This window comes from Microbacterium lacus (genome assembly GCF_002812805.1).
GTDB classification, from domain to species: domain Bacteria; phylum Actinomycetota; class Actinomycetes; order Actinomycetales; family Microbacteriaceae; genus Microbacterium; species Microbacterium lacus_A.
Map to the genome: position 1 here is coordinate 63,241 of NZ_NMUM01000011.1, position 26,376 is coordinate 89,616.

Genomic DNA, 26,376 nt, shown 5'->3' on the forward strand with positions numbered 1-26,376 from the left:
CTGGACGACGTGGCGCAGAGCATCTTCATCACGTCCGCAGAGGGCCATTCCGGCAAGTCCTCCATCGCGCTCGGTGTGCTCGACACCCTGAGCCATGCGATGCCTCGCGTCGGCGTCTTCCGAGCGATCGCCCGCTCGACGATCGAGCGCGACTACGTGCTCGAGATGCTGCTGGAACACGACGGTGTCGAGCTTTCGTACGACGAATGCATCGGGGTCACCTACGACGACGTCCGTGCCGATCCCGAGGGTGCGCTGGGTGCGATCGTCGAGCGCTTCAAGGCGGTCGAGGCGCAGTGCGACGCGGTCGTGATCCTCGGCAGTGACTACACGGATGTCGGAAGCCCCGCCGAACTCGCGTTCAACGCGCGCATTGCGGCGAACCTCGGTGCGCCGGTCCTGCTGGTGCTCGGCGGTCGCGCGGGGCAGGGGCAGGGTGAACAGCTCGGGACGTCCGTCGCCCGTACCCCGGACGAGGTCGGCCAGATCGCCGACCTCGCGCTCGTGGAACTGGCTCACGGCCGAGCCGAACTCTTCGCGGTGGTCGCGAACCGCGCCGATTCCGACCGTCTCGGCGAGACCGTGGCGACGCTCCGACGGACCGTTGCGGCGCATGGCAGTGCGGGTGTGCCGGTGTGGGCGATCCCCGAGGACAAGTTCCTCGTCGCTCCCTCCATCCGCGGCATCATGCGCTCGGTCGACGGCACGCTGCTGACGGGTGACCCCGATCTGCTGACGCGCGAGGCGCTCGGAGTCGTCGTCGCGGGCATGTCCATGGTCAACGTGCTGCCGCGCTTGTTCGAGGGTGCAGTCGTTGTGATCCCGGCTGATCGCTCCGAGGTTCTCCTCGCCGCGCTGCTCGCGAACGCCTCGGGAACGTTCCCCTCGATCTCGGGCATCGTCCTGAATGGCGGTTTCGACCTGCCGGACCCGATCATGCGTCTGATCGACGGCCTCGGCTCGACCCTTCCGATCATCACGACCGACCTCGGCACCTACGACACGGCCGTTCGCATCATGAACACGCGCGGTCGTCTGGCGGCCGACTCGCAGCGCCGCTACGACACCGCGCTCTCGCTGTTCGAGAGGCACGTCGACACGACCGAGCTGCTCCGAGCGATCGGCGTCGCGCGCGCCACCGTCGTCACACCCCTGATGTTCGGCTATCAGCTCGTCGAGCGCGCCCGGTCCGACCGCCGACGCATCGTGCTGCCCGAGGGGAGCGACGACCGCGTGCTGCGGGCCGCCGCCCGGGCGATCGCTCGGGGGATCGCCGACCTGACGATCCTCGGCGAAGAGATCGAGGTGCGAAACCGGGCGATCGAGCTGGGAATCGACATCGCGTCCGCCGAGGTGCTGAGCCCGTTCGATGCCGTCCACGTGCACCGATTCGCCGAAGAATACGCCCGGCTGCGCGCCCACAAGGGGGTCACGTATGCGCAGGCGGCCGACACGGTGACGGATGTCTCGTACTTCGGCACGATGATGGTCCACCTGGGACTCGCCGACGGCATGGTGTCAGGCGCCGCGCACACGACGGCCCACACCATCCGTCCCGCCTTCGAGATCATCAAGACCAAGCCGGGCGTATCGGTCGTCTCGAGCGTGTTCCTGATGGCGCTCGCGGACCGCGTGCTGGTCTACGGCGACTGCGCCGTGATCCCCGACCCGACGAGCGAACAGCTCGCCGACATCGCGGTATCGTCCGCGGCGACCGCCGAGCAGTTCGGCATCGAGCCCCGCGTGGCGATGCTGTCGTACTCGACCGGCACGTCGGGCGTCGGAGCGGATGTCGAGAAGGTGCGCATAGCGACGGACCTCGTGCGCGAGCGTGCCCCGCAGCTCGCCGTCGAGGGGCCGATTCAGTACGACGCGGCCGCCGACGCCGCGGTGGCCGCCGCCAAGATGCCGGGATCGGATGTCGCGGGCCGCGCCACGGTCTTCATCTTCCCCGACCTCAACACCGGCAACAACACCTACAAGGCCGTGCAGCGCTCCGCCGGCGCGATCGCCATCGGGCCCGTGCTGCAGGGCCTGAACAAGCCCATCAACGACCTCTCCCGCGGCGCCCTGGTCGAAGACATCGTGAACACGATCGCGATCACCGCCATTCAGGCGCAGGGAGAGGCCGACGCGTGAGCGCCATCCTGGTCGTCAACAGCGGATCGTCGTCGTTCAAGTACCAGCTGATCGATGTTGCGACCGAAGACGTGCTCGCCTCCGGCCTCGTCGAGCGCATCGGCGAAGACGTGGGCAGCGCGACCCATACCGTCTCGGCCGCGGGCTTCGGCCACGCGCGTGCGGGCGAGCCCGCGCCGACGGTGCTCGAGGCCACCTATGATCGCGAGCTGCCGATCCCCGATCACACGGCCGGCTTCGCCGTGATGCTCGAGGCGTTCGCCCAGAACGGTCCGTCGCTCAGCGGCAATCCGCCTGTCGCCGTCGGGCACCGCGTCGTGCACGGCGGGGCGCGCTTTTACGAGCCGACCCTGATCACCCCGCTGGTCGAAATCAACATCGACGAGTTATCGGTGCTCGCGCCGCTGCACAATCCCGCCAACCTGGAGGGCATCCGCGCCGCGAAGCAGGCGTTTCCGGACATCCCGCACGTCGCCGTGTTCGACACCGCTTTCCACCAGACCCTCGCGCCGGCGGCGTACACGTATGCGATCGACCGAGAGTTGGCCGAGGCGCATCGCGTCCGCCGCTACGGATTCCACGGCACATCGCACAAGTTCGTCAGCGAGGCAGCGGCGAACTTCGTCGGACGAGATCTGACGGAATTGCGCCAGATCGTCTTCCACCTCGGCAATGGTGCTTCGGCAACCGCGATCCGCGGGGGGCGTTCCGTCGACACCTCGATGGGGCTGACCCCGCTCGAGGGACTCGTGATGGGCACCCGCTCGGGCGACCTCGACCCCGCCGTGCTGATCCACCTGGCACGGCGGGCCGGACAGAGCATCGACGACCTCGACGATCTGCTCAATCGCCGGAGCGGCCTTCGGGGGCTCGCGGGAGTCAGCGACATGCGCGACCTCGTGGCGCGGCGCGACGCCGGGGACCCGGCCGCCGCGCTCGCGTTCGACGTGTACATCCATCGCCTCCGCGCCTACGCGGGCGCATACCTCGCGCAGCTCGGCGGCGTCGACGTCATCTCGTTCACCGCCGGGGTGGGCGAGAACTCGGCCGAGGTACGTGCCGCGGCTCTCGAGACGCTCGGCTTCGCGGGCGTGCAGATCGACCCCGAGCGGAACGCTGCCCGCGGCCGAGGCATCCGCGTCATTTCAACGGATTCCTCGCCCGTGACGATTCTCGTCGTGCCGACGAACGAAGAGCTCGAGATCGCGCGACAGACGCTCCGCGCGACGCAGGGGTGAGACGGTTCCGACGCGGCTCTCGGCACCACTACGCTGGCCTCAAGGCGCGATGGCGAGCCGCCGATTCCCGACCTCGGCCCACCGCGATCCTGGAGGCTCCGTGACCGCCGCTCTGCCCGATCTGTCCACGTACGATGCCGTGCTCTTCGATCTCGACGGCGTCCTCACGCCGACGGCCGAGGTGCACATGCACGCGTGGCAGACGATGTTCGAAGAGCTCTTCGCCGCGTGGGACATCACCCCGCCGTACACCGAGCGGGACTACTTCGAATACCTCGACGGCAAGAAGCGCTACGACGGAGTCGCGAGCCTTCTCCGCAGCCGCGATGTCGAGGTGCCGTGGGGCGATCCGTCCGACCCGCCGACCGCCGACACGGTGTGCGGCATCGGTAACCGCAAAAACGTCGTGTTCTCGGGGGTGCTCCGCTCCGAAGGAATCTCCGCGTACCCCGGATCGGTGCGCCTTCTCGATGCGTTGCAGGCCGCGGGCACACCGATCGCCGTCGTCTCGAGCTCGAAGAACGCCACCGAGGTGCTGCAGGTCGCGGGTCTCACGGACCGCTTCCCCGTCGTCATGGACGGTGTCATCGCCGAGCGCGACAACCTCTCGTCCAAGCCCGCACCCGATGTCTTCGTCGAGGCGGCGAGGCTCGTTGGCGTCGAACCCGCACGCGCCGCGGCGGTCGAGGACGCGATTTCGGGCGTCATGTCGGCAGCCGCCGGCGGCTTCGGGCTCGTCATCGGCGTCGACCGCGGTGTCGGTGCCGACGAGTTGCTGAAGGCCGGTGCGCACCTCGTTGTCGCCGACCTCGGCGAACTCGTGCCCTGATCTTCCTGCTCACTCACTTTTTCTGCTGTACCCGCGCTAAGGAGCACTCTCCGTCATGATCGATCGCGATCGGTTCCCCGTCGACCCGTGGCGCCTCATCGAGACCTCGTATTCGGAAGAAGACACGGGAGTTACCGAGACTCTGTTCGCGGTCGGGAACGGATATCTGGGGCTGCGGGGCAATCAGCCCGAGGGGCGACGCGCCCACGAACACGGCACGTTCATCAACGGACTGCACGAGACGTGGCCGATCCGTCACGCCGAGCAGGCCTACGGTTTCGCCGAGGTCGGGCAGACGATCGTCAACGCACCCGACGCCAAGGTGATGCGCGTGTACATCGATGACGAGCCGCTCTCGCTCGATGTCGCCGACGTCCGCGAGTACGAGCGCGTGCTCGATTTCCAGGAGGGGCTCCTGCGGCGTCACGTGGTGTGGTGCACCCCGTCGGGCAAGCAGGTGCAGGTCGACTTCGACCGCATCGTCTCGTTCGATGAGAAGCACCTGGCGGTGATGCGTCTGACCGTGACGGTTCTGAACGCTGATGCTCCGGTGACCATCTCGTGCCAGCTGATCAACCGCCAGGACGGCGAGGACGTCTACGGCGGCTCGATGAAGCGGGCGAAGGCAGCGGGGTTCGATCCCCGAAAAGCCGAGCGGATCGCCGCCGATCGCGTCCTGCTGCCGCAGGAGTATTGGCAGGAGGGCGTTCGCTCGACGCTCAGCTACCAGGTCAACGAGTCGGGCATGACGGTGGCGGTTTCGGCCGACCACTTGATCGACACCGAGAACGACTACGAGGCACGCACCCTCATCGAGCCCGACATCGCCAAAAACGTCTTCCGTGTTCAGGCGAAGCAGGGTGTGCCGATCACCATCACAAAGCTCGTGTCCTACCACTCGTCGCGCGGGGTTCCCGCGCGCGAGCTCGTCGACCGCTGCCGACGCACGCTCGACCGGGCCGAGTTCGAGGGCGTGGAGTCGATCTACGAGCGTCAGCGCGAATGGATGGATGCGTTCTGGAAGCGCTCCGACGTTCGGATCGGTGGACACGACGATCTGCAGCAGGCCACACGCTGGTGTCTGTTCCAGCTCGCGCAGGCCGCCTCCCGCGCGGACGGCCAGGGTGTGCCGGCCAAGGGTGTCACGGGATCCGGATACAGCGGGCACTACTTCTGGGACACCGAGATCTACGTCCTGCCGTTCCTCACGTACACCTCGCCGCTCTGGGCGCGAAACGCGCTCCGGATGCGGGCGCTCATGCTCCCCGCCGCGCGTCGCCGTGCGTTCCAACTCAACGAGGCGGGCGCGCTCTTCCCCTGGCGGACGATCAACGGCGAAGAGGCATCCGCTTACTACGCCGCAGGCACAGCGCAGTACCACATCAACGCCGACGTGACCTATGCCCTGGCGAAGTACGTGCGCGGCACGGGCGACGTCGACTTCTTGTACCGCGAGGGCATCGATATCGCGGTCGAGACCGCACGGCTCTGGACCACCCTCGGCTTCTGGCGCGAGGGCGAGGGTGACCCGACGTTCCACATCCACGGCGTCACCGGCCCCGATGAATACACGACGGTCGTCAACGACAACCTGTTCACCAACGTGATGGCGCGTTTCAACCTCCGCTTCGCTGCGCGCACCGTGCGCGAGATGGAACATGACGCTCCCGACGCCTACCGTCTGATGGTGGACCGTCTCGGTCTCGACCCGCTCGAGGCGGAGGGATGGGATCTCGCGGCCGAGGCGATGCACATCCCGTTCAGCCCAGCGCTCGGCATCCATCCGCAGGACTCTCTGTTCCTCGAGCGCGAGGTCTGGGATCTCGAGAACACGCCCGCGGATCGCCGCCCGCTGCTGCTGCACTTCCACCCGCTCGTGATCTACCGCTTCCAGGTGCTCAAGCAGGCCGATGTCGTGCTCGCGCTGTTCCTGCAGGGCAACCACTTCTCCGCGGAAGAGAAGTTGGCCGACTTCCAGTACTACGACCCGCTGACCACCGGGGATTCCACCCTGTCGGCCGTTGTCCAGGCGATCCTCGCGGCCGAGGTCGGATACCAGGACCTCGCGCTGGAGTACTTCGAGCAGTCGATCTTCGTGGACCTCGGCGACCTGCATCACAACGCCGCCGACGGTGTCCACGTGGCGTCCGCGGGTGGGGTGTGGACGGCGCTCGTCTGCGGCTTCGGCGGCATGCGCGACCACTACGGCGAGTTGTCCTTCGATCCGCGCCTGCCCGAGTCCTGGCCGGAGCTGTCGTATACGCTGCGCTGGCACGACGCGCACCTGAACGTCACGCTCACGCGCGAAGCTCTGACGCTGAGTCTGGACGAGGGTGAGGCCGAGCCGGTCGCGTTCTCGGTGCGCGGCCGTGAGTACGTTATCGCGCCGGGGGAGGAGATCTCGGTGGAGCTCGCCGACCAGGGTCCTGTGCGCTCGGGGCGTCCGACGATCGAGCAGTTCGAGGACATCCGACGCGAAGACGGCACGCTGCTCTCGGCGTCGGTTCCGACCGTGACGACCGTGATCCCGGCGCTCACCGGACCGATTCCCGTGGGTAGCGTCAGCGGACTCGGCACGGGCGACGACTCGGACCTCGGCGCCGACTCCTGACCCAGGGGCGGTCGGCTGGTACGGCTTCGGCGGCGTGCTTAGCGTTCACAATTCAGTCTCGTCGTCTTCCCGTCGCACGCGGACCCGCATCGTTTCGCGGATATCTGTCCGGCGGGATTGGCAGGGACTGAATACCGAACCGCGGCGACGACGGCCGCGCTGGGGGCCGGTTGCTCTCCGACGCCTCCGTCGTTCGCAATTCAGTCTCTTCGCGGTCGGTCCGGGGCCGGTGCCGCGCCGTCCCGCGGTGAACTCTGTCCCGCAGAGCCTGCGGGACTGAATTACGAACCGAGATGCGCTCTCAGTCCAACCCCGGTCTGGCCTGATGGCGGGAGCAGTTCGGATGTCACACCCACGCCGTAGGCTGGGGGCGTGACCGCCGCCCTGTACCGCCGCTATCGACCCGAGACGTTCGGGCAGATGATCGGTCAGGCGCAGGTCACCGATCCGCTCATGACGGCGCTGCGCAACGACCGGGTCGGCCACGCGTACCTGTTCTCGGGTCCCCGCGGCTGCGGCAAGACGACCTCGGCCCGCGTTCTCGCGCGCTGCCTCAACTGCGCCGAGGGGCCGACCGATACGCCGTGCGGCGTCTGCCCGAGCTGCGTCGAACTCTCCCGTGCGGGCGGCGGTTCCCTCGATGTCGTCGAGATCGATGCCGCATCCCACAATGGTGTCGACGACGCCCGCGACCTGCGCGAACGGGCGATCTTCGCCCCGGCCCGCGACCGGTTCAAGATCTTCATCCTTGACGAGGCGCACATGGTCACCCAGCAGGGCTTCAACGCTCTGCTGAAGCTGGTCGAAGAGCCGCCGGATCACGTCAAATTCATCTTCGCGACGACCGAACCTGACAAGGTGCTCGGCACCATCCGCTCGCGCACCCATCACTATCCATTCCGGCTTGTGCCGCCCGGGCCGATGCTCGAGTACGTCCAAGAACTTTCGGCGCAAGAGGGTGTGCAGGTCGAGCCGGGTGTGCTTCCCCTCGTCGTCCGGGCCGGCGGCGGGTCGCCGCGTGACACCCTGTCGCTGCTCGATCAGCTGATCGCGGGTTCGGACATCTCGACAGAGTCCGGCTCCGCAACCGTCCGGTACGAACGCGCGGTTTCGTTGCTCGGCTACACCCATGCGGAGCTGTTGGACGAAGTCGTCGAGGCGCTCGCCGACCCCGATCCCGCGGCGGCGTTCGGCGCCGTCGACCGCGTCGTGCAGACCGGACAGGATCCGCGGCGCTTCGTCGATGATCTGCTCGAGCGTCTGCGCGACCTGATCGTGGTCGAGGCGACGGGTCCCGCGGCCTCAGCCGTGCTGCGCGGTGTCCCGGTGGACGAACTCGAACGGATGGGTCGACAGGCCCGCATCTTCGGCGGCGAACGTCTGTCCCGCGTTGCCGACCTGGTGAGCCGCACGCTCGACGACATGACCGGTGCGACATCGCCCCGTCTGCAGCTCGAACTCATGATCGCGCGCGTGCTCGCATCCGAGGCCACACCTGCGGCCGGCGCGTCGCCTGCGGCCGGTGCGCCGCCTGTCACCAGCGCGCCGCCGGTAGCAGCGCCCGCAAAAGCGCCGGCAGCGGAAGCCCCGGTCAGACCGGCTGCGTCGACCCCCGGAGCGATAACGCCGGCTGCGCCTGCTCCGTCGGTGGCGCCTGCGACGGCACCCGCTGCTGCAGCACAGGCAGATCCTGCGCCGGCTGCAGATCCTGCGCCGACAGAACCAGAACCGCCCGTCGACGAACCGGCGCGGCCTCGCCCGACCGGCCCCGTGACGGTGGCGATGCTCCGCGACGCGTGGCCTGAGGTCCTGTCGACACTCGAGGACATCAGTCGAACCTCGTGGCTCGTGGCGAGCAACGCCCGCGTGCACGCGTACGAGGGTGACGTGCTCACGGTAACCTTCCAGAGCCAGAGCGATGTGCAGAAGTTCCGTCAACGCGGTGTCGCCGCCAACGCCAGCGAAGACCTGCGGACCGCGATCGACCGTGTCTTGGGCGTGCGGGTCAAGTTCCTCGCCCGGCTCGACGGTCCCGATCCTGCCCCGCCCGCGGACGAACCGCCGCCGCCGGATGACGGTCCCCCCGATGACGCGCCGCCGCACGACCAGCCGCCGTCGGGATGGGTCACCCGCGCCCCCGGGTCGGGCGCCGAACGTCCCGAGGGAGCACCGTCAGCCCCCGTTTCGACATCTCGCTTGGCTCCCGCACCGGTGACGGAGTGGGCGGTCGCGGTGATCCCACGAACCGCGGATGAGCCGCCCGTCGCGCTCGGGACGATTCGCCCACCCGCCCAGCTCGCGGTCGACGACGAACCCGAAGAGGCGGTCGCTTCGCCGGCGCTCGGCCGCCCCACCGTGCCCGAGCGCGAGGGCCAGGTGCTGAGCGTCGACGAGCCGCCGGTTCCCGACGAGCCCGATGTCGATGTGCTCGGTCCGGGCTCGATGACGACCGCGCCCGCCCCCGCACGCACTCCTGCACCCGCAAAGCGGGTCACCGACCGTTACGGTGAGGCGGTCGTCCGCCAGGTGCTCGGCGCCACCTTCGTGCGCGAGGAACGCTTCGAACAGCCCACGAGGTTCAGCTGATGTACGACGGAATCGTTCAAGATCTGATCGACGAGTTCGGTCGGCTGCCGGGCATCGGGCCGAAGTCGGCTCAGCGCATCGCCTTCCACATCCTGCAGACCCCGTCGTTCGATGTGAAGCGGCTCGCGACGCTGTTGGCCGATGTGCGCGAGCGGGTTCGTTTCTGCGAGGTCTGCGGCAACGTGTCCGAGCAGGACCGCTGCAGCATCTGTCGTGATCCGCGGCGCAACCCCCAGGTCATCTGTGTCGTCGAAGACGCGAAGGATGTCGCGGCCATCGAGCGCACGCGCGAGTTCCGCGGGCTGTACCACGTCCTCGGTGGGGCGATCAGCCCGATCGATGGTGTGGGTCCCGACGATCTGCGAGTCACCGAGCTGATGACCCGCCTCGCCGACGGCACCGTGCAGGAAGTCATCCTCGCGACGAACCCGAACCTGGAGGGTGAAGCGACGGCGACCTACCTGAGTCGACTCCTGCTGACCCTCCAGCTGCGCGTCTCGCGCCTCGCGTCCGGCCTGCCGGTGGGTGGGGACCTCGAGTACGCCGACGAGGTCACCCTCGGTCGTGCGTTCGAGGGTCGCAGGACGCTCTAGGGCGAGACAGCTCGCGGCGCGATGCTCCGGCCACTCCGGCTCAGCGGAGCACTTCGACGAGCACGATCCACGAGATCATGAGCGCGACCGGTATCGCGACGATGGCCCCGACAGCGACCACGACCAGGCCGGCGGGCTCTCCCGCGATCAGCATCGCCGAACCCGCGGCGTAGATCGCCGCGGGCAGGAAGTTGACCGCGGCTCGCGGCCCCTTGTAGCGGTTCTCTGGGTTGGTGTTCTGGGCGATCGCCCGCGCCGCATGTGCGTTGAACACCATCGTGATCAGCGCCGATGCGAGAACGGCGGCGCCGTAGGCGACGAAGGTAATCCCGGGGAACAGGGCGAGCGCGGAAGCCGTGATCGCGAGGACGAGCGTTGCGATTCCCGCGCCCAGGCGCGCGGTCAGCGAGCGTGACTTCACGATCTCGGCGATGTTGACGCTCGCCGCGACGATGACGAGGCCCGCCAAGGCGGCTGTCGCGCCGAGGATGCCGAGGTTGAACTCGTTCCAGCCGAGGTCATCGAGAGTCATGCCCGCACCCTAGCGCCTACATGGGCGTGACGGCATATGGGGGTTCCGTAGAATGGGCTCGGCGTTTCCGCCGCTCACCCCTGGAGAAACATCGTGGCGCTGATCGTGCAGAAGTACGGCGGCTCGTCGGTCGCAGATGCCGAGAGCATCAAGCGTGTTGCCAAACGCATCGTCGATGCGCGGCGCGCGGGCGACGACGTGGTCGTCGCCGTGAGTGCCATGGGCGACACCACGGACGAACTGCTCGACCTCGCATCGCAGGTGGCGCCGATCCCCGCGCCGCGCGAGCTCGACATGCTGCTCTCGAGCGGTGAGCGTATTTCGATGGCCCTGCTCGCCATGGCGATCCATTCGATGGGATTCGAGGCGCGCTCGTTCACGGGCAGCCAAGCGGGGATGATCACGGATGCCACGCACGGCGCGGCCCGCATCGTCGACGTGACCCCGGTGCGTCTGCGCGAAGCCCTCGACGAGGGTGCGATCGTCATCGTCGCCGGCTTCCAGGGCTTCAACCGCGACACCCGCGACATCACGACCCTCGGTCGCGGGGGATCCGACACCACCGCCGTCGCCCTCGCTGCGGCGCTGAAGGCCGACGTGTGCGAGATCTACAGCGACGTCGACGGCATCTTCACCGCGGACCCCCGCATCGTTCCCCGCGCCCGCAAGCTCAACACCGTCACGACGGAAGAGATGCTGGAGCTCGCGGCAAACGGCGCGAAGGTGCTCTACATCCGTGCCGTCGAGTACGCCCGCCGGCACGGCGTACTCATCCACGCACGTTCCACGTTCTCATCGTCCGAGGGCACCTACGTGCTCGACGAGAAGCGCCACGCGGCGCTGCAGCAGCAAGGAGATGGCATGGAAGAACCCATCGTCGCGGGTGTCGCGACCGACCTCGGCCAGGCCAAGATCACGGTCATCGGCGTTCCCGATGTGCCCGGCAAGGCCGCGGAGATCTTCAAGATCGTCGCCAAGTCCGGTGCGAACGTCGACATGATTGTGCAGAACGTTTCGGCCGCCGCGACCGGTCGCGCTGATATCTCGTTCACGCTGCCCAAAGCGGATGCGCCGCTGGCCCTCAAGGCCCTCTCGGGCGAGCAGGGCTCGGTCGGTTTCGAGAGCCTCGTGCACGACGACCAGATCGGCAAGCTCTCGGTCGTCGGTGCCGGCATGCGCACGCACTCGGGTGTTTCGGCGACGCTGTTCGAGGCGCTCAGTGTGCTCGGGGTGAACATCGAGATGATCTCGACGTCCGAGATCCGCATCTCGGTCGTGGTCCGGGCGGACGACCTCGCCGAGGCGGCGCGTGTCGTGCACAGCGCGTACGGGCTCGACGGCGAGACCGACGCGACGGTCCACGCCGGCTCCGGCCGCTGACCCTCACCCTCACCCCCGGCATCCGTCCGAGCTTCGCTCGAACGCAGGAGATCGGCCGAAAACAGGAGGTTTTCGGCAGAATCATCCTGTTTTCGCGTGATCTCCTGTATTCGTGCGGCCGTAGAATCGTCGAACCCGCCAAACCAGAAGGCTTCACCATGACCCGCATCTCAGATTCCGGACTATCCGTTGCCGTTGTCGGCGCCACGGGCCAGGTGGGCACGGTGATGCTCGAGATCCTCATCGAGCGTTCGTTCCCGATTCGCGAGCTGCGCCTGTTCGCCACCGCACGCTCGGCGGGCACGTCGCTCGAGTTCGGGGGACACAGCGTCGTCGTCGAGGATGTCGCGACCGCTGACCCCGCAGGCATCGACATCGCGCTGTTCTCGGCCGGTGCGACCGGCAGCCGCGCGCACGCACCCCGCTTCGCCGAGGCTGGCGCCGTCGTGATCGACAACTCCAGCGCCTGGCGTATGGACCCCGAGGTGCCGCTCGTCGTGAGCGAGGTCAACCCGCACGCGATCGCCGAGGCGCACAAGGGCATCATCGCGAACCCCAACTGCACCACGATGGCCGCCATGCCCGTGCTGAAGGCGCTGGACGCCGTCGCTGGACTCGAGCGCCTGATCGTCAGCACCTACCAGGCCGTCAGTGGCTCCGGTATTGCGGGCGCGGAGGAGCTGCTCGGACAGGTCGAGGGTGTCCTCGCCCAGGGCGACACCCTGCGACTTGTGCGCGACGGATCCGCCGTGGACTTCCCGCAGCCGGAGAAGTACATCGCCCCCATCGCGTTCGACGTCATCCCCTTCGCGGGCAACCTGGTCGACGATGGCGACAACGAGACCGACGAAGAGAAGAAGCTCCGCAACGAGAGCCGCAAGATCCTCGAACTGCCCGGCCTGCGCGTCTCGGGAACCTGCGTGCGAGTTCCCGTGTTCACGGGTCACTCGCTGAGCATCAACGTCGAGTTCGCGAACGAGATCACCCCCGCGCGCGCACGCGAGGTGCTCTCGGGTGCCCCGGGCGTTCAGCTCGAAGAGGTTCCGACGCCCCTCCAGGCCGCGGGCAAGGACCCCAGCTTCGTCGGACGCATCCGTGCCGATCAGTCGGCTCCCGAGGGCCGCGGGCTCGCACTGTTCATCAGCAACGACAACCTGCGCAAGGGCGCCGCGCTGAACGCCGTCCAGATCGCCGAGCTCGTCGCCGCCGGACTGAGCGTCGACGCCTGAGTTTGTTCGGCGCGTAAAAACCGCCGACTTTTCGCTGTCGGCGGTGCACTGGCGTCCTCGTGCCCCGAACCGCAGAACTAGACTTGTCCAGTGAGCGAAACCGTCGACGTCGTGCTCATCGGTGGCGGGATCATGAGCGCCACCCTGGGTACCCTCCTGCATCAACTCGAACCCGACTGGAAGATCGTCCTCGTCGAACGACTTTCGGATGTCGCGCTCGAGAGTTCGAACGCCTGGAACAACGCGGGCACGGGCCATGCGGCCCTCTGCGAGCTCAACTACATGCCGCAGGCACCCGACGGATCTGTAGACCCGGCCAAAGCCGTCTCGATCAACGAGCAGTTTCAGCAGAGCCGTCAATTCTGGGCAAACCTCGTCAAGCGTGGCGTGCTGAGCGAGCCGAAGACGTTCATCAACGCCACACCGCACATGACGTTCGTGCGTGGCGAGAAGGACGTCGAGTACCTGCGTCGCCGATACGAGGCTCTGAAGACGCAGCCCCTGTTCGCGGGCATCGAGTACAGCGAAGACTCCCGCGTGATCAACAAGTGGGCGCCGCTGTTGATGCAGAAGCGGTTGAAGAGCGATGAGCCGTTCGCGGCGACGCGCGTTCCCGCGGGCACGGACGTCGACTTCGGTGCGCTCACCCACCAGCTGATCGATCACCTGCGGGACGACGGCGTGGAGGTCATGACCGACCGCGAAGTCCGCAATCTGAAGCGGCAGAAGGACGGAACGTGGCTCGTCAAGACCCGTAACCGGCTGGGGCGAACGCCCGGCGAGATCAACGCCAAGTTCGTCTTCGTGGGTGCGGGCGGGTGGGCGCTCAAGCTTCTGCAGCGTTCGGGCATCCCCGAGATCTCGGGCTACGGTGTCTTCCCGATCGGTGGGCAGTGGCTCAAGACCTCCAACCCCGAGCTGATCGCGCAGCACCGCGCCAAGGTGTACTCGCAGGCGTCCGTCGGCGCACCGCCGATGTCGGTTCCGCACCTCGACACGCGCGTCGTGGACGGTGAAGCATCCCTGATGTTCGGCCCGTTCGCGACATTCAGCCCGAAGTTCCTCAAGAACGGATCCGTGTTCGATCTGGTGACGCAGATCCGGCCGGGCAACCTGCTGCCGATGCTGAAGGTCGCCGTCGACAACCCGGGCCTGCTCAAGTACCTGATCGCCGAGCTGCTGAAGAACCACGGCAAGAAGATGGATTCGCTGCGAGAGTTCGTGCCGACGGCGAAGGACGTGGACTGGCAGTTGCTGAACGCCGGCCAGCGCGCTCAGGTCATGAAGAAGGACCCGAAGAAGATCGGCGTACTGCAGTTCGGTACCGAGGTCGTCGCGGCGAAGGATGGCTCGATCGCCGGTCTACTCGGCGCATCGCCCGGCGCCTCCACGGCCGTATCGATCATGCTCGGGCTGTTGCAGACCTGCTTCCCCGACCGAGTCGACGCGTGGACGCCTGAGCTGCGCGAACTGATCCCCAGTTATGGCGAGACGCTCAACACGCAGCCCGACGTCGCTCGGGTCACGATCGAAGAGACCGCGGCGGCACTCGCCATCACGGCCGTCTGACCCGGTTCCTCCGTAGACTCTGCGCGTGGCAAAACTGTACTTCCGCTACGGCGCGATGAACTCTGGAAAGTCGACCGCGCTGCTGCAAGCCGCGTACAACTACGAGGAGCGCGGCCAGAGAGCGCTGCTCGCCAAGCCCGCGATCGACACGAAAGCGGACGACCAGATCGCGTCCCGACTCGGCGTTTCGCGAACCGTCGACTTCCTCATCGAGCCCGAAGCCGATGCTGGCGCGCTGTTTCGCGAGCAGCGGGATCGATCGCGCGCCGCGACGGGGGTGGATATCTCGTGCCTCCTCGTCGACGAGGCCCAGTTCCTGACGCCTCGCCAGGTCGACGACCTGTTCCGCATCGCGATCCACGACAACATCCCCGTTCTCGCCTACGGCATCCGTTCCGACTTCCTGACGGCCGCTTTTCCGGGCTCGAGGCGACTGCTCGAGATCGCACACACCCTCGAAGAGTTGAAGACGATCTGCCGGTGCGGTCGCAAGGCGGTTTTCAACGGGCGCGTCATCGACGGGCGGTTCGTGTTCGACGGCGACCAAGTCGCGATCGACGAGACAGGCGAACGCACGGAGCATGTCGTGACGTATGAGTCGCTCTGCGGTGCCTGCTACCTGGAAGAGTCGGGCGACCGCCTCAGCCGATAGCGGGAACGCACGAGGCGCCGCCCGGTTTAGGCTGAGATCATGCGCGTTCTTCTTGCCGGCGGTGCCGGTTACATCGGTGCTCACACGGCTGTCGCCCTGCTCGACGGCGGCCACGAGGTCGTGTTGCTGGACGATCTTTCGGGTACCCACGCCGAGGCGGCCGTACGGATCGAGAAGATCACCGGCCGGCCCGCGCCGCTCGTGATCGGCGACGCGGCGGACGACGCGGTGGTCGAGCGCACCTTCGACGAGTTCGGCCCCTTCGACGCGATCCTGCAGTTCGCGGCGCACAAGGCGGTCGGTGAGTCGACGCAGAAGCCGCTGCAGTACTACGCCAACAACTTGGGCACGACGTTCGCGCTCCTGCGGGTGGGACTTGCCCGAGGCATCCGCTCCTTCGTCTTCTCGAGCACCGGTACTGTCTACTCGGACCCGGAGGACCTGCCGTTCCGCGAGACGTCGCGGACGAGCATCGACCTGTCGAACCCGTACTCGAAGTCGAAGCGGATGAACGAGGTCGTGCTCGAGGATGTGGCCCGGGTCAACCCCGAACTCGACGTCACGGTGCTGCGATACTTCAACCCGGTCGGTGCGCACGAGAGCGGGCTCATCGGGGAGGACCCGGCGGGCATCCCGAACAACCTCATGCCGTACGTCTCGCGCGTCGCGATCGGCTCGCTCGAACGCATCGGTGTGTTCGGCGACGACTACGACACACCGGACGGCACCGGCTTGCGCGACTACATCCACGTCGTTGACCTCGCCGAGGGGCACGTCGCGGCGCTGAATGCGGCACAGCCCGGGTACGCGGTGTACAACCTCGGGACGGGTGAGCCCGTGAGCGTGCTCGGACTCATCGCGGCGTTCGAGAAGGCTGTCGGGCACGAGCTACCCAAGCAGATCCTCGACCGGCGCCCCGGTGATGTCGCGGCGACCTATTGCGACCCCGCCAAGGCCGCCCAGGAACTCGGCTGGACCACCCGGTTGACGATCGACGATGCCTGCCGTGACTACTGGCGCTGGCAGCAGCAGAACCCGCAGGGATACGCCGCTTAGAGACCTACGCGGGGTGCGGCGACTTCTTCGGGGCGCGCCTGCGCGGGGGGAGAGGCACGAGCATCGACGTCGCCTTCTGGTACTCGGCGTACGCCGGATACTTGCCGGAGGTGATTGCCTCGGTGAAGATCGTCGAACCGATGAACAACACCGTCAAGAGGACGGCCCCGATGATCGACCAGTTGATCGCGCCGCCCCAGAAGCCGAGTCCTGCTGCTACGGCCGCGGTCGCGCCGATCGCGTAGAACGCCCACCACTGGGCCTGCTCGAAGAAGAAATTCGGGTGCCGGCTGAAGCGGAACAGCCCCGCGGTGACAAATCCGTCGCCGAGCTGTCCGCCCGCTCGCGCCTTAGCTCGATGGAAGTTCCACTGCTGCTGGTCAGCCACCGTCTCACCGAGCAGCAGGACGAGGAACAGGATGGCGAAGACCGCGTCCCACACTCCGAGAGGTGTGTCGTACTGCCAGGCGATCTGGGCGGGCAGCGTGATCAGCACGAGGAGGGCATTCTGGTACAGCACGATGAAGAACAGGTTGAAGAGCTGGAACTGCCACGGCTTCATGCGTCCGCGCAGGATCGCCCAGCGGTAGTCCTCCATGCCGGAGTAGCCGCCCTTGCGGGCGAAGTTGAAGGTCAGCCGGGCGCCCCAGGCCGTGACGAGCACAGCCATCATGACGAGGCGGGCAGCATCCTTGCCCTCGGCCAATGCGGCACCCGCAAAGATCCAGACGTACGCGATCGGCACGATCGACCAGATTCTGTCGACCCAGGAGGTGTCTTTCGTGATCAGCGACAGGATCCAACAGGCGGCGCTGACGGCGGCGGCGACAATGACGACGAGAGTGAGCGGTTCCACGGCGTCAGCATAGCTCTGGCTACCGGATCGGCAGTGCCGGTACGAGCGCGTCGAGGTACTCGACGGTCTCTTCCCACCCGTCCACCGCGTGGCAGGGAACGCCCATCGCCAGGACGGGGTAGTCATTCCCATCCGGATCGAGTCGATCGCCGATGAAGAGCATCTGATCAAGGGGAATGCCGGTGTGCTCGGCGAGTCGTGTCATCCCGTATGCCTTGTCGATGCCGCGGTGGGTGATGTCGACCGACGTCGAACCCCCCGATCGCACCTCGAGGTCGGGGATCCGCGCCGCGACGGCGTCACGCAGTGCGGACTTCCGAGAACCCGTCGGATCCCAGGCGATCTTCGCCTCGAGCGGCGCGCGCTGGCCGAGGGCGGAGAAGGTGATCTGTGAACCGCGATCCTCGAGGATGTCTCCCCACGGCTCGGATTCCCAGAGCCCGAGTCGCCGGGCCTCGCTCTCGACCGCCGAGAGCGCGCGAGCCTTCTCGTCTTCCGTGAGGGAGTGCGCGTAGATCGTATCGATCTGTCCCGTCGCGTCGAAGCGGTAGTACTGCGTGCCGCACGTGGGCATCAGGTGCACGTGCGCGAGGGTCTCGGGCGCGGCGACCGGAAGACGCTCGACGACCTGGCTGCGGAACTGGCCCAACTGGCCGCCCGAGATGATCGCGACCTCGACGCGCTCAGCAAGAGCGAGAAGATGGGCGGCGATTGCTTCCGGGATCGGGCTCTTCGAGGGAGCGAGCGTGTCGTCCAGGTCGAAAGCGACGAGTCGGATCGTCCCTGCTGCGTCGGTCATCGTGCTCCAGATCGTTGTGGCCCGTGAAACAGGAAGAGGAGGGCCGCCATTGGCGACCCTCCTTGATCTGTCGGGGTGACAGGATTTGAACCTGCGGCCTCGTCGTCCCGAACGACGCGCGCTACCAAGCTGCGCCACACCCCGTGGCAACCCTCCGAGTCTACCCGAACTCCCCGGCCCGCCCGAACCGCGTCACGCGCGAGCGATCAACGTGACGAGGGTGGCTTCGGGTCGGCACGCGAAGCGAACCGGCGCGTAGATCGAATGACCGAGTCCAGCGCTCACGTTCAGCGGCACCGTGCGACCGCGCCGTGCCCAGGTGGAGAGACCTCGCGCCTGTTTCAGCGGGATGTCGCAGTTGGCGACGAGCGCGCCGAAGCCCGGGAGGCGCACTTGGCCACCGTGGGTGTGGCCCGCGAAGATCGCCTCGGCTCCGGCATCCGTGAAGGTATCCAGGACCCTTCGGTACGGAGCATGCGCAACACCGATCGTGAGTTCGTTCGACGTGTTTGCGTCCGTGTGCAAACTCTCGACCATCCCGGGTACGAGGTCGAGGCGGTCATCGTCGTGGTGAGCGTCGCCCACCCCGAAACCGTTGACTCGGAGCCCCGCGACATCGACCGAGCCGGCGGCATTGTCGAGGTTCGTCCAGCCCAGGTTCTCCGTGAAGTAGTTCTGCATCGCCACGACATCAAGGCGGGGCGGGTTTCTCTTGCGACGCGAAGGGCCGAGGAAGTAGCGGAGGGGGTTGCGGGGCGTCGGACCGAAGTTATCGTTCGAGCCAAGTACGAAGAACCCGGGTGTGCCACGAAAACCGGCGAATGCGGCGCGCACACCGCGCAAGCCGTCGACATGGCCCATGTTGTCGCCCGTGTTGATGATCAGGTCGGGGCGGAGGGATGCGAGCGAGGCAATCCATGCCTGTTTGCGCCGTTGCCAGGGGGCCATGTGCACGTCCGAGATGTGCAACACCCGGACCGGCGTTGATCCCGGGGGCAGGATGGCCAGCTCGACCCGCCGGAGCGTGAACAGGTACCGTTCGACGCCGATGCCCCACACGGCCGCGGCGGCACCCAGCGCGCCCGCGACCGCCAGGGCGCGCAGGCCCTGACGGGAACGCGGGGTCACGAGCAGGTGTCGCGCTCGTAGGTGATCGCCAACTGCGCGTTGCGGTTCACGACCGTGCCCACGCCCGGGTTGACGGCGGTGACGACGCCCGGCCCGGTCGCGCCTGCTTTCACGACACACGTCTCCGCCGGATTGCGTCCGAATGTGCCGCGGATGCTGTCGATCGCCTGCTGGCGATTCATTCCGACGACGTTCGGCACGGCTACGCCTTCACCGTTGCTCGGTGAGATCGTGACGGTGGTCCCACCGCTGACGCGACCGGCTCCGGGATCCTGACGTTCCACGATCCCCGCGGCCTGGGTGCTGTCAACCGCGTCGCCGACGCTCACCGAGAATCCAGCCGCCTCGAGGGTTGCGACGGCCTGGTCCACGGGCTGTCCGACGACATTCGGCAGATCGATCTGCACTTGGCGGGTGAGGTTGGAGTCCGCCTTGGCGAATGCATCGCCGCCGTACTTGGCGTTCGCGGCGCCCTGCATGTCGGGCCAGATCGAGTGACGTAAACGCCATAGGGAGTAGCCGTTGGCAGAGTTGCGGTCGAGGCGGACGTTGCCTTTCACGTTTCCGACCCACACCACCGTTGTGACCTTGGTGCTACTGCCGTCCATCCAGGTGTGCTGCTGCTCGTGGATACCGGTCTTGCCGAAGACGGGAACACCGTCACCGATACGCGAGGACGCCGCCGAACCGCCGTTGATCACGCCGGCCAGCGCGAAAGCAGCCGTGGAGGCGACGGACGGGTCGAGGACCTGGTTGCACGTGGTGTCGGGCAGCGGAAGTGCCTCGCCGTCCGAATTGAAAACCGCGTCGATCGCCTTGGGAGGGCAGTAGATGCCGTTGCTCGCGATTGTGGAGTACGCCGCTGCCATGTCGATCGGGGCGACGTTCTGCGGTCCGAGCATGTTGTACGGGGTGTTGGGCGAGTTCTGAGGGTTGTCTACGTTACCGATGAAGAGCTGATAACCATCGGCTGTTTCGACCCCCATGCGGTCGGCGATCTTATTGGTGTCGCAGACGCTGACCTTCTCGCTCATCGCCATAAAGCCGGTGTTGAGTGAATCCGCGGTGAACTTCATCGGCGTTCCGCTGTAGCCACCCACACCCTCGAAGTTCTTGATCTCACCTGATGCGACACGCTGCGTTCCGCCGTCGCAATCCGTCATGACGGTGAAGTTGCGCTGGCGACCGTTGATGACCTCGTTGACCGAATGTCCGTGTTCGAGCCAGTTCAGCAGGGTGAAGAGCTTGTAGGTCGAGCCGGGCGAGAATCCCGTCGATCCGCCGTTCACATAGCGCGTGTTGTAGTTGATCGACGTGTACGACGCATCTGCCGCCGACTGGTCGGCATCCTGCGTGTACTTCCGGTTCTGCACCATCGCGAGCACGCGCCCGGTGCCGACTTCCAACTGCACGCCTGTCGCACCGAGATCCAGGTTGGGGTGGGTCGCCGGCACGATCGAGATGGCTGCCTCGGCAGCGCTCTGCAGGTCGATGTCGAGGGTCGTGTAGATCTTCAGTCCACCACGCCGCAGCGCTGCACTCCGGTCTTCGGGCGTCTCGCCGAAGGCGACATCATTGAGGACGATGGTGCGGACGAAATCGCAGAAGTAGGCGGCGCCGCCGGCTTGCTGGCAGCCCTGCTCGGTCGGGTTGATCGCCGGGGTGATGACCTCGGCCTTGGCCGCGTCGTACTGCTCCTGGGTGATCTTGCCCTCGGCGAGCATCCGGCCGAGCACGTAGTTGCGGCGGTCGGTCGTCAGCGCGTACCCGTCTGCGGCGCCGTTGGTTTCCCGTTCGGGCTTGTCGATCCGGTAGGTGTTGGGGTTCTGCACCATTCCGGCCAGCGTTGCGGCCTGCGAAAGGGTCAGATCGCTCGCGTTCACGCTGAAGTAGTACTGCGCCGCGGCGCCGATGCCATAGGTCGTGCCGCCGAAGTTCGCGATGTTGAGGTATCCCAGCAGGACATCGTTCTTCGAGTAGCGCTGCTCAAGGGCGATCGCGTAGCGCATTTCCTGGAGCTTGCGCTGGTAGCCCTCGACGCCGCTGCTCTGAGTCGCCTCGTCCCAGCACGCGAGCAACTCTTCCTGCGTGGGCGCTTCTTTCTCGCACTTCTGCACGAGGACGTTCTTGACGTACTGCTGGCTGATCGATGATCCGCCCTGCGTCTGGCCGCCCTGCACGTTGCTCAGCAGCGCTCGAGTCGTCCCGATGAGGTCGACGCCGCCGTGCTCGTAATAGCGTGGGTCTTCACTGGAGAGAATCGCGTCGTACATGACAGGAGCGATCTGCTCATAGGTCACCGGTAGACGGTTCTGGTCGTAGAACCGCGCAAGGAGGACGTCCACACCGTCACTCTGCTTCGCGTAGATCTCGCTCTGCTGCATCAGATCGTCGATCTCGAGGTAGCTCGGCATGTTGTCGAACATCGTGATCGCGCTCGACGCTGCGGCGCCCGATACGGCGATGGCCGGCGTGACGGTTGCGGTGACCAAGAGGCCAGCGACTGCGCTCAGGCCTACGAGGCCGGCGATCCCGCCGAGCACGCCCGTAGCCGTCCGATTCTTATCAGGCATAGGGTTGATCGTAAGGGAGTTAGCTGAGCGATGACCGAAACACCTCGCGCGCGCCTCCCGTTCGGAAACGATCCGACCACCGCGATCTCGGGAGTGCGATGACCACCTGGGAGTACCTCACTACTCCGCTGCTGATTCACAACACGGCAGCGATTCTCAACAACTGGGGCAAGCAGGGCTGGGAGCTGGTCCAGGTCGTCCCTGGGCCCGAGGGCGGCCTCGTCGCGTACCTGAAGCGTCCCATCGGGGGATCGGATGCCTCGGGCAACGCCGGTCTCGCCGCCGCGGCCGAAGCCTCTCGTCAATTCGAAGGACAGTGATTCTGTGAGCGTTTCCGCGAAACTCGCCGAGCTCGGCATCGAGCTTCCCGACGTCGTGCCGCCGCTGGCGTCCTACGTACCCGCGAAGGTGCACGGAGATCTGGTCTTCACCGCCGGGCAGTTGCCGCTGATGTCGGGAAAGCTCCCGGCCGCCGGCAAGGTCGGTGAGGGCCCCGGGCTGGTCTCGGCGGCCGACGCCCAGTCCTACGCGCGCCAGTGTGCGCTGAACGCCATCGCCGCGGCCGCCGCGGCAGCGGGTGGCGTGGACAAGCTCGCGGGTGTTGTTAAGGTGACCGGGTTCGTCGCATCCTTGCCCGATTTTCTGGGACAGCCCGGTGTCGTGAATGGCGCGAGTGAGGTTCTCGGCGAAATTTTCGGTGAGGCTGGGCGTCACGCTCGGTCCGCCGTCGGCGTTCCCGTTCTGCCGCTCGACAGCCCCGTCGAGGTCGAGGTCATCTTCTCGCTCGTCTGACCCGCCCTGCCGGGGTAAATCAGCCTGTGAAGCGGGAGAGGAATGCGCGGGTTCGCGCTTCTCGGGGCGCACCCAGGACCTGGGCGGGCGTGCCCTGCTCGAGCACGCGCCCCTCGTCGAGAAACAGCACGCGGTGCGCCACGTCGCGGGCGAAGGCCATCTCGTGGGTCGCCATGAGGATCGTCGTGCCCTCTTCGGCCAACGCGCGCACCAGCTCGAGCACTTCGCCGACCAGCTCGGGGTCGAGCGCCGAGGTGATCTCGTCGAGCAGCAGGACCTCGGGATCGGTCGCGATGGCTCGGGCGATCGCCACGCGCTGTTGCTGACCCCCGGACAGGCGGTCGGGATGTTCGGCAGCCTTGTCGGCGAGTCCCACACGCTCGAGAATCGCGCGACCCCGGGCCTCGGCATCCGCTCGTTTCTCTCGGCGTGCGACGCGCGAGGCCAGTGTGACGTTGTCGAGCACCGAGAGGTGAGGGAAGAGGTTGAAGCCCTGGAATACGAACCCGAGGCGTGAGCGCACGGCGTTTGCGTCCACCCGCGGGTCCGACACATCCTCGCCCGCCAGGAGAATCCGGCCGTCATCGATCGGTTCGAGCAGATCCAGGCAGCGCAGAAGGGTCGATTTGCCGGAACCGCTGGCACCGATCACCGCGACCACTTCGTGTTTCGCCAGGTCGAGAGAGACCCCGCGCAGGACGTCTCGGTCGCCGAATGACTTCCAGAGGTCCGTTGCCGACAGTGCCGCGGTCACAGCAGCGCCCCCGTCTGCTCGCGAGCACGCAGCCGCGCCGCGTACCAGTCGGTCAGTCGGATGGTGGGGATCGCGAGCAGGATGAACACGATGCCCGCCACGATGTACGGCGTGAAGTTATAGGTCTGGGACGACTCGATCTTGGCGGCGAGCACCGCATCCGTTGCGCCGAGGATCGAGATGAGTCCGACATCCTTCTGCATCGCGACGAAGTCGTTCATGAGCGGCGGGGTGATGCGGCGAAATGCCTGGGGAAGCACAACGCGGCGGAGGGTCTGGGGGTAACTGAGGCCGAGCGCCCGTGCCGCGAGCCGTTGCGAGGGGTGGACGGACTCGATGCCGGAGCGGATCACTTCGGACACATACGCGGAGTAGGTCAGCGTGACGGCGATCGTCCCGAGGTACAGGGCGTCGATGCGCACGTTCAGGATGGTCGGTAGCCCGAAGCCGACCAGGTAGAGCACGATGATGAACGGCAGGCCGCGGAAGATGTCGGTGTACGCCGCGGCGAGGGCGCGCAGCGGGAGGAAGACCGGACCCTGCAGAGTGCGCAACAGGGCGACGGTGAGCGCGACGAGCGACACCGTGATCACCGACAGCCCCAGCACCCGCAGGTTGAGCAGGAAGCCGTCCCATACGGCCGGGAGGGCGTCCCACGCGATGGCAGGGTTGAAGAACGCCTGCTGCACGCCCGCCCACCCCGGCGTGTTGATGACCGTCGCCCAGACGATGATCGCGAAGGCGATGGATGAGGCGATCGCGACCAGCACCGAGCGTCGCGACTGGCGTGCGCGGTATGCGCGACGCTCGATCTCGAGCTCGCTGGGGGAGTGGACGCTCACGGCTCGACGGTATCGGAGGTGGAGCGGCGCGTGCCGCGCAGAATCACTTCAGGAGCGTGACGCCCTGGCCCGCGCCGAGCCATTCGTCGGTGATCTCGGCGAGCGTGCCGTCCTCGCGGAGCTTGTCGAGGGCGGCCGAGACGCTCTCTGTCAGCGCCGAGTCCTTGGGTAGGACGACGCCCCACTCGTCCGGGATACCGCCGGCCGGGAGCTCCCCGACGATGAACGAGTCCTCGATGTACATCGCGGTGGCGAGGTACGCGGTGGGGAGGTCGATCACGAACGCGTCGATCTGGCCGGCGTTCAGGGCGGCGACGACATCCTCGTTCGATCCGAAGAGCTGCGGTGCCGTGGTGGGCTCCACGACCTCTTGGAGGGTCTGAGCGCTCGTCGAGCCGGCCATGGCTCCGATCAGGAGGTCCTTGAGCCCCTCGATCGAGTCGACGCCGTCCGCGGCGCCCCCCTCGACCGCGACGATTGCCTGGCTGGCCGAGTAGTACGGCGATGAGAAGTCGACGGCCTGCTTGCGCTCGTCGGTGATCGTGTACTGCTGGATGTTGAAGTCGAAGCTCTTCGGACCCGGTGCGATAGCGGCCTCGAAGCTCGTGCGCACCCACTCGACGTCCTCGGGCGCGAAGCCGAGCTCCTCGGCGATCGCGTAGGCAACGGCCGACTCGAATCCCTCACCCGACGAGGGGTCGTCGTCGATGACGTAGGGGTAGTACGCGATGTCGCCGGTGGCGATCGTCAGCTTGCCGGGCGTGACGTATCCGGCATCCGGGTCAGACGACGCATCCGTCCCGGTGGCTCCGCTGGCGCAGCCCGCGAGGGCGAGTGCGGCGGCCGTGATTCCGGCGGCGAGAGTGAGCAGACGCAAGCGCGACATTTTGTCTCCAAGGCGAGGGGGTGTGCCCGGATGCTGTGGGCAGGTGCGCTTCCATTCTCGTCGTCGCTCACCCGGCGGGGCGCACGCAGCGACGAATTGTTACACCGAGTCCGGAAATGACAGGTGGACCTTCCCAAGCGGTTCTCAAACACGAGGCCGGCACTCAAAACGTTGATTCGACGTGTTCTCAGGGGGTCTGAGCGACGTGGACCGCGGAGTCGAACCCCGGAGAGGCACGATTCGCGAGGCGTAGTCGTGAAGAATCCGGCGAAGTCTCAAACACGGTTGACCCCGGAACAGCGGGCCGAGTTGGTCGCGGACTATGAAGCGGGGATGCCAGTTCGAATGATAGCCGCGAAGTATGCAGTACATCGCGGGACAGTCCCCACGCTCGTCACCAAGGAGGGAGCGCGGCTCAGGGCGTCTGGGCTCAGTCTTACCGGCCGCGCTCGTGCTGCTTCCCTATACGCAGAAGGTCTCACGTTACGGGAGGTCGCTGAACGGCTTGGCGTCGATGAGAAGACGGTCCGGAACGCAGTGGTCGAGGAGAGAGGTCTGATTCGGGCGCGAGGCAGACGCCCTCACGAGGCTCGCCGAGCTTCTTCGGCTTGAGGAGGTGGAGTTAGTAGAGTGGGGGTTATGTGATCACCACGGCTGACCTCATCGGTAGACGTGAAAGCTCTCACCGATGAGGAGGACGTGTTGCCAGAAGCCGACCAGAGCCAGTCGTCAACGGAACCGGCAGCTTTCCCCGCGGAGATCCTTCAACGCATCACAGACGCAGCAGGCAGCCGCGTGGTACTCGTTGTTGGTGCCGGGGTCTCGATGGAGAAGCCGACCGGCTTTGCGAGTGGTGCGCATTACTCCCGCGAAGCCCACCGGCGACTTGTTGCAGATGGCGTTCTGAACGACGGAGAGTGTACAGATCCCGACGACCTCTCGGTTCTAGCTGATCTGCTGTACGACAAGTACGGATCGCAGGCTGAACTGACGAGTCGCCTACCGAAGGACGCTTGGCGGACGGCCGCCCCAAACTCGGGGCACCTCATAGCTGCCGCCTTGCTCATCGAAGGCGCGATTCGGCATGTGATCACTCTGAACTACGACCTGGCCTTCCAACACGCCGTAACCGCCCTGGGCAACAGCACGAACATCACATTCGTGGAAGGTCCTGACGAACACGCGAACCTTGCTTCACATTCCGTGGTGCACCTACACCGAAGCGTCAATCAGCCTGAGGAGACCTGGGTACTCAGAAAGAGCGCGCTCGATACAGACTGGGCTGCGGAATGGGAGAGCGTGATCGCAGCGGCAAACCTGTCAGCTCCGGTC

Annotated in this window: 23 protein-coding genes and 1 tRNA gene; 15 read left to right on the forward strand and 9 right to left on the reverse strand. The window is 66.6% G+C overall.

The genetic code is table 11. The annotated features are described in order from the left end of the window. The first annotated feature begins 9 nt into the window (after nt 1–9). The 6 genes from pta to recR all read left to right on the forward strand — a co-directional run bounded on the left by pta (nt 10) and on the right by recR (nt 9,996). Nucleotides 10–2,139 carry a phosphate acetyltransferase gene (gene pta / locus CGU34_RS04290; protein WP_100813371.1) on the forward strand — a complete coding sequence of 710 codons (2,130 nt, stop codon included), beginning with the start codon at nt 10–12 and terminating at the stop codon, nt 2,137–2,139. After that, nucleotides 2,136–3,377 (forward strand): acetate/propionate family kinase, encoded by a 1,242-nt coding sequence (locus tag CGU34_RS04295; RefSeq protein WP_100813372.1) that lies wholly within the window; start codon nt 2,136–2,138, stop codon nt 3,375–3,377. Before pta ends, CGU34_RS04295 begins: the two co-directional genes overlap by 4 nt. A 49-nt stretch (nt 3,378–3,426) precedes the next feature. Further along, entirely contained in the window at nt 3,427–4,206 is a 780-nt protein-coding gene (locus tag CGU34_RS04300) for an HAD family hydrolase (protein WP_100813373.1), read from the forward strand. Nucleotides 4,207–4,261: 55 nt separating this feature from the next. After that, complete coding sequence (locus CGU34_RS04305; protein ID WP_100813374.1) at nt 4,262–6,817, forward strand: glycoside hydrolase family 65 protein; 2,556 nt, start codon at nt 4,262–4,264, stop codon at nt 6,815–6,817. Between the two features lie 372 nt (nt 6,818–7,189). Then, on the forward strand, nt 7,190–9,403 hold the full coding sequence (locus CGU34_RS04310; protein WP_100813375.1) for a DNA polymerase III subunit gamma and tau: 2,214 nt from the start codon (nt 7,190–7,192) through the stop codon (nt 9,401–9,403). Continuing rightward, nucleotides 9,403–9,996, forward strand: coding sequence for a recombination mediator RecR (gene recR / locus CGU34_RS04315; protein WP_036297771.1), 594 nt, complete (start codon nt 9,403–9,405; stop codon nt 9,994–9,996). The genes CGU34_RS04310 and recR overlap by 1 nt, the downstream gene beginning before the upstream one ends. A 40-nt stretch (nt 9,997–10,036) precedes the next feature. Here recR and CGU34_RS04320 read toward each other — a convergent pair whose 3' ends face one another. Next, complete coding sequence (locus CGU34_RS04320) at nt 10,037–10,528, reverse strand: hypothetical protein (protein ID WP_036297773.1); 492 nt, start codon at nt 10,526–10,528, stop codon at nt 10,037–10,039. A 93-nt stretch (nt 10,529–10,621) separates the two neighbouring features. On the opposite strand from CGU34_RS04320, the gene CGU34_RS04325 reads away from it, so the two are divergent. From CGU34_RS04325 to galE, 5 genes are all read left to right on the forward strand, one after another. Beyond that, nucleotides 10,622–11,908 (forward strand): aspartate kinase, encoded by a 1,287-nt coding sequence (locus tag CGU34_RS04325; RefSeq protein WP_036297775.1) that lies wholly within the window; start codon nt 10,622–10,624, stop codon nt 11,906–11,908. A 158-nt stretch (nt 11,909–12,066) separates the two neighbouring features. Continuing rightward, on the forward strand, nt 12,067–13,137 hold the full coding sequence (locus tag CGU34_RS04330) for an aspartate-semialdehyde dehydrogenase (protein WP_036297777.1): 1,071 nt from the start codon (nt 12,067–12,069) through the stop codon (nt 13,135–13,137). Nucleotides 13,138–13,227: 90 nt separating this feature from the next. Beyond that, a complete protein-coding gene (locus CGU34_RS04335; RefSeq protein WP_036297779.1) occupies nt 13,228–14,706 on the forward strand; it encodes a malate:quinone oxidoreductase in 1,479 nt (492 codons plus the stop codon). Nucleotides 14,707–14,731: 25 nt separating this feature from the next. Continuing rightward, a complete protein-coding gene (locus tag CGU34_RS04340; RefSeq protein WP_100813376.1) occupies nt 14,732–15,358 on the forward strand; it encodes a thymidine kinase in 627 nt (208 codons plus the stop codon). A 39-nt stretch (nt 15,359–15,397) separates the two neighbouring features. Further along, nucleotides 15,398–16,414, forward strand: coding sequence for a UDP-glucose 4-epimerase GalE (gene galE / locus CGU34_RS04345; protein WP_036297782.1), 1,017 nt, complete (start codon nt 15,398–15,400; stop codon nt 16,412–16,414). Nucleotides 16,415–16,418: 4 nt separating this feature from the next. On the opposite strand, the gene CGU34_RS04350 is transcribed toward galE, so the two are convergent. The 5 genes from CGU34_RS04350 to CGU34_RS04370 all read right to left on the reverse strand — a co-directional run bounded on the left by CGU34_RS04350 (nt 16,419) and on the right by CGU34_RS04370 (nt 21,770). Then, nucleotides 16,419–17,270 carry a DUF1295 domain-containing protein gene (locus CGU34_RS04350; protein WP_100813377.1) on the reverse strand — a complete coding sequence of 284 codons (852 nt, stop codon included), beginning with the start codon at nt 17,268–17,270 and terminating at the stop codon, nt 16,419–16,421. A 19-nt stretch (nt 17,271–17,289) separates the two neighbouring features. Further along, on the reverse strand, nt 17,290–18,069 hold the full coding sequence (locus CGU34_RS04355) for an HAD-IIB family hydrolase (protein WP_100813378.1): 780 nt from the start codon (nt 18,067–18,069) through the stop codon (nt 17,290–17,292). 70 nt (nt 18,070–18,139) lie between these two features. Beyond that, nucleotides 18,140–18,213 (reverse strand) — tRNA-Pro (locus CGU34_RS04360). 48 nt (nt 18,214–18,261) lie between these two features. Beyond that, a complete protein-coding gene (locus CGU34_RS04365; protein WP_232711530.1) occupies nt 18,262–19,197 on the reverse strand; it encodes a metallophosphoesterase in 936 nt (311 codons plus the stop codon). Further along, entirely contained in the window at nt 19,194–21,770 is a 2,577-nt protein-coding gene (locus CGU34_RS04370) for a transglycosylase domain-containing protein (RefSeq protein ID WP_100813379.1), read from the reverse strand. The genes CGU34_RS04365 and CGU34_RS04370 overlap by 4 nt, the downstream gene beginning before the upstream one ends. A gap of 98 nt (nt 21,771–21,868) precedes the next feature. Between CGU34_RS04370 and CGU34_RS04375 the strand changes: the two genes are divergently transcribed. After that, entirely contained in the window at nt 21,869–22,090 is a 222-nt protein-coding gene (locus tag CGU34_RS04375; protein ID WP_100813380.1) for a hypothetical protein, read from the forward strand. Between the two features lie 4 nt (nt 22,091–22,094). Continuing rightward, nucleotides 22,095–22,562 (forward strand): RidA family protein, encoded by a 468-nt coding sequence (locus CGU34_RS04380; RefSeq protein ID WP_100813381.1) that lies wholly within the window; start codon nt 22,095–22,097, stop codon nt 22,560–22,562. 19 nt (nt 22,563–22,581) lie between these two features. Here CGU34_RS04380 and CGU34_RS04385 read toward each other — a convergent pair whose 3' ends face one another. The 3 genes from CGU34_RS04385 to CGU34_RS04395 are packed head-to-tail and all read right to left on the reverse strand — an operon-like array spanning nt 22,582 to nt 25,044. After that, nucleotides 22,582–23,316: an amino acid ABC transporter ATP-binding protein gene (locus CGU34_RS04385; RefSeq protein ID WP_100813382.1), complete on the reverse strand. Its 735-nt coding sequence runs from the start codon at nt 23,314–23,316 to the stop codon at nt 22,582–22,584. Further along, nucleotides 23,313–24,158, reverse strand: a complete 846-nt coding sequence (locus CGU34_RS04390) for an amino acid ABC transporter permease (RefSeq protein ID WP_100813383.1) — start codon at nt 24,156–24,158, stop codon at nt 23,313–23,315. Before CGU34_RS04390 ends, CGU34_RS04385 begins: the two co-directional genes overlap by 4 nt. 43 nt (nt 24,159–24,201) lie before the next feature. Continuing rightward, nucleotides 24,202–25,044, reverse strand: coding sequence for an ABC transporter substrate-binding protein (locus CGU34_RS04395; RefSeq protein ID WP_100813384.1), 843 nt, complete (start codon nt 25,042–25,044; stop codon nt 24,202–24,204). A 345-nt stretch (nt 25,045–25,389) separates the two neighbouring features. On the opposite strand from CGU34_RS04395, the gene CGU34_RS16870 reads away from it, so the two are divergent. Together CGU34_RS16870 and CGU34_RS04400 are read left to right on the forward strand one after the other, a co-directional pair. Further along, nucleotides 25,390–25,656, forward strand: a complete 267-nt coding sequence (locus tag CGU34_RS16870; protein WP_232711533.1) for a helix-turn-helix domain-containing protein — start codon at nt 25,390–25,392, stop codon at nt 25,654–25,656. A gap of 60 nt (nt 25,657–25,716) precedes the next feature. Beyond that, a partial coding sequence (locus tag CGU34_RS04400) for a hypothetical protein (protein WP_157811224.1) occupies nt 25,717–26,376 on the forward strand: 660 nt, incomplete at its 3' end.

What these genes read in the sequence shown, in the direction of transcription:
- galE (WP_036297782.1), top strand. Translation starts at nt 15,398, where the DNA reads ATGCGCGTTCTTCTTGCCGGCGGTGCCGGTTACATCGGTGCTCACACG.
- CGU34_RS04330 (WP_036297777.1), top strand. Translation starts at nt 12,067, where the DNA reads ATGACCCGCATCTCAGATTCCGGACTATCCGTTGCCGTTGTCGGCGCC.
- CGU34_RS04375 (WP_100813380.1), top strand. Translation starts at nt 21,869, where the DNA reads ATGACCACCTGGGAGTACCTCACTACTCCGCTGCTGATTCACAACACG.
- recR (WP_036297771.1), top strand. Translation starts at nt 9,403, where the DNA reads ATGTACGACGGAATCGTTCAAGATCTGATCGACGAGTTCGGTCGGCTG.
- CGU34_RS04300 (WP_100813373.1), top strand. Translation starts at nt 3,427, where the DNA reads ATGGCGAGCCGCCGATTCCCGACCTCGGCCCACCGCGATCCTGGAGGC.
- CGU34_RS04395 (WP_100813384.1), bottom strand. Translation starts at nt 25,044, where the DNA reads ATGTCGCGCTTGCGTCTGCTCACTCTCGCCGCCGGAATCACGGCCGCC.
- CGU34_RS04305 (WP_100813374.1), top strand. Translation starts at nt 4,262, where the DNA reads ATGATCGATCGCGATCGGTTCCCCGTCGACCCGTGGCGCCTCATCGAG.
- CGU34_RS04320 (WP_036297773.1), bottom strand. Translation starts at nt 10,528, where the DNA reads ATGACTCTCGATGACCTCGGCTGGAACGAGTTCAACCTCGGCATCCTC.
- CGU34_RS16870 (WP_232711533.1), top strand. Translation starts at nt 25,390, where the DNA reads ATGATAGCCGCGAAGTATGCAGTACATCGCGGGACAGTCCCCACGCTC.
- CGU34_RS04370 (WP_100813379.1), bottom strand. Translation starts at nt 21,770, where the DNA reads ATGCCTGATAAGAATCGGACGGCTACGGGCGTGCTCGGCGGGATCGCC.
- CGU34_RS04355 (WP_100813378.1), bottom strand. Translation starts at nt 18,069, where the DNA reads ATGACCGACGCAGCAGGGACGATCCGACTCGTCGCTTTCGACCTGGAC.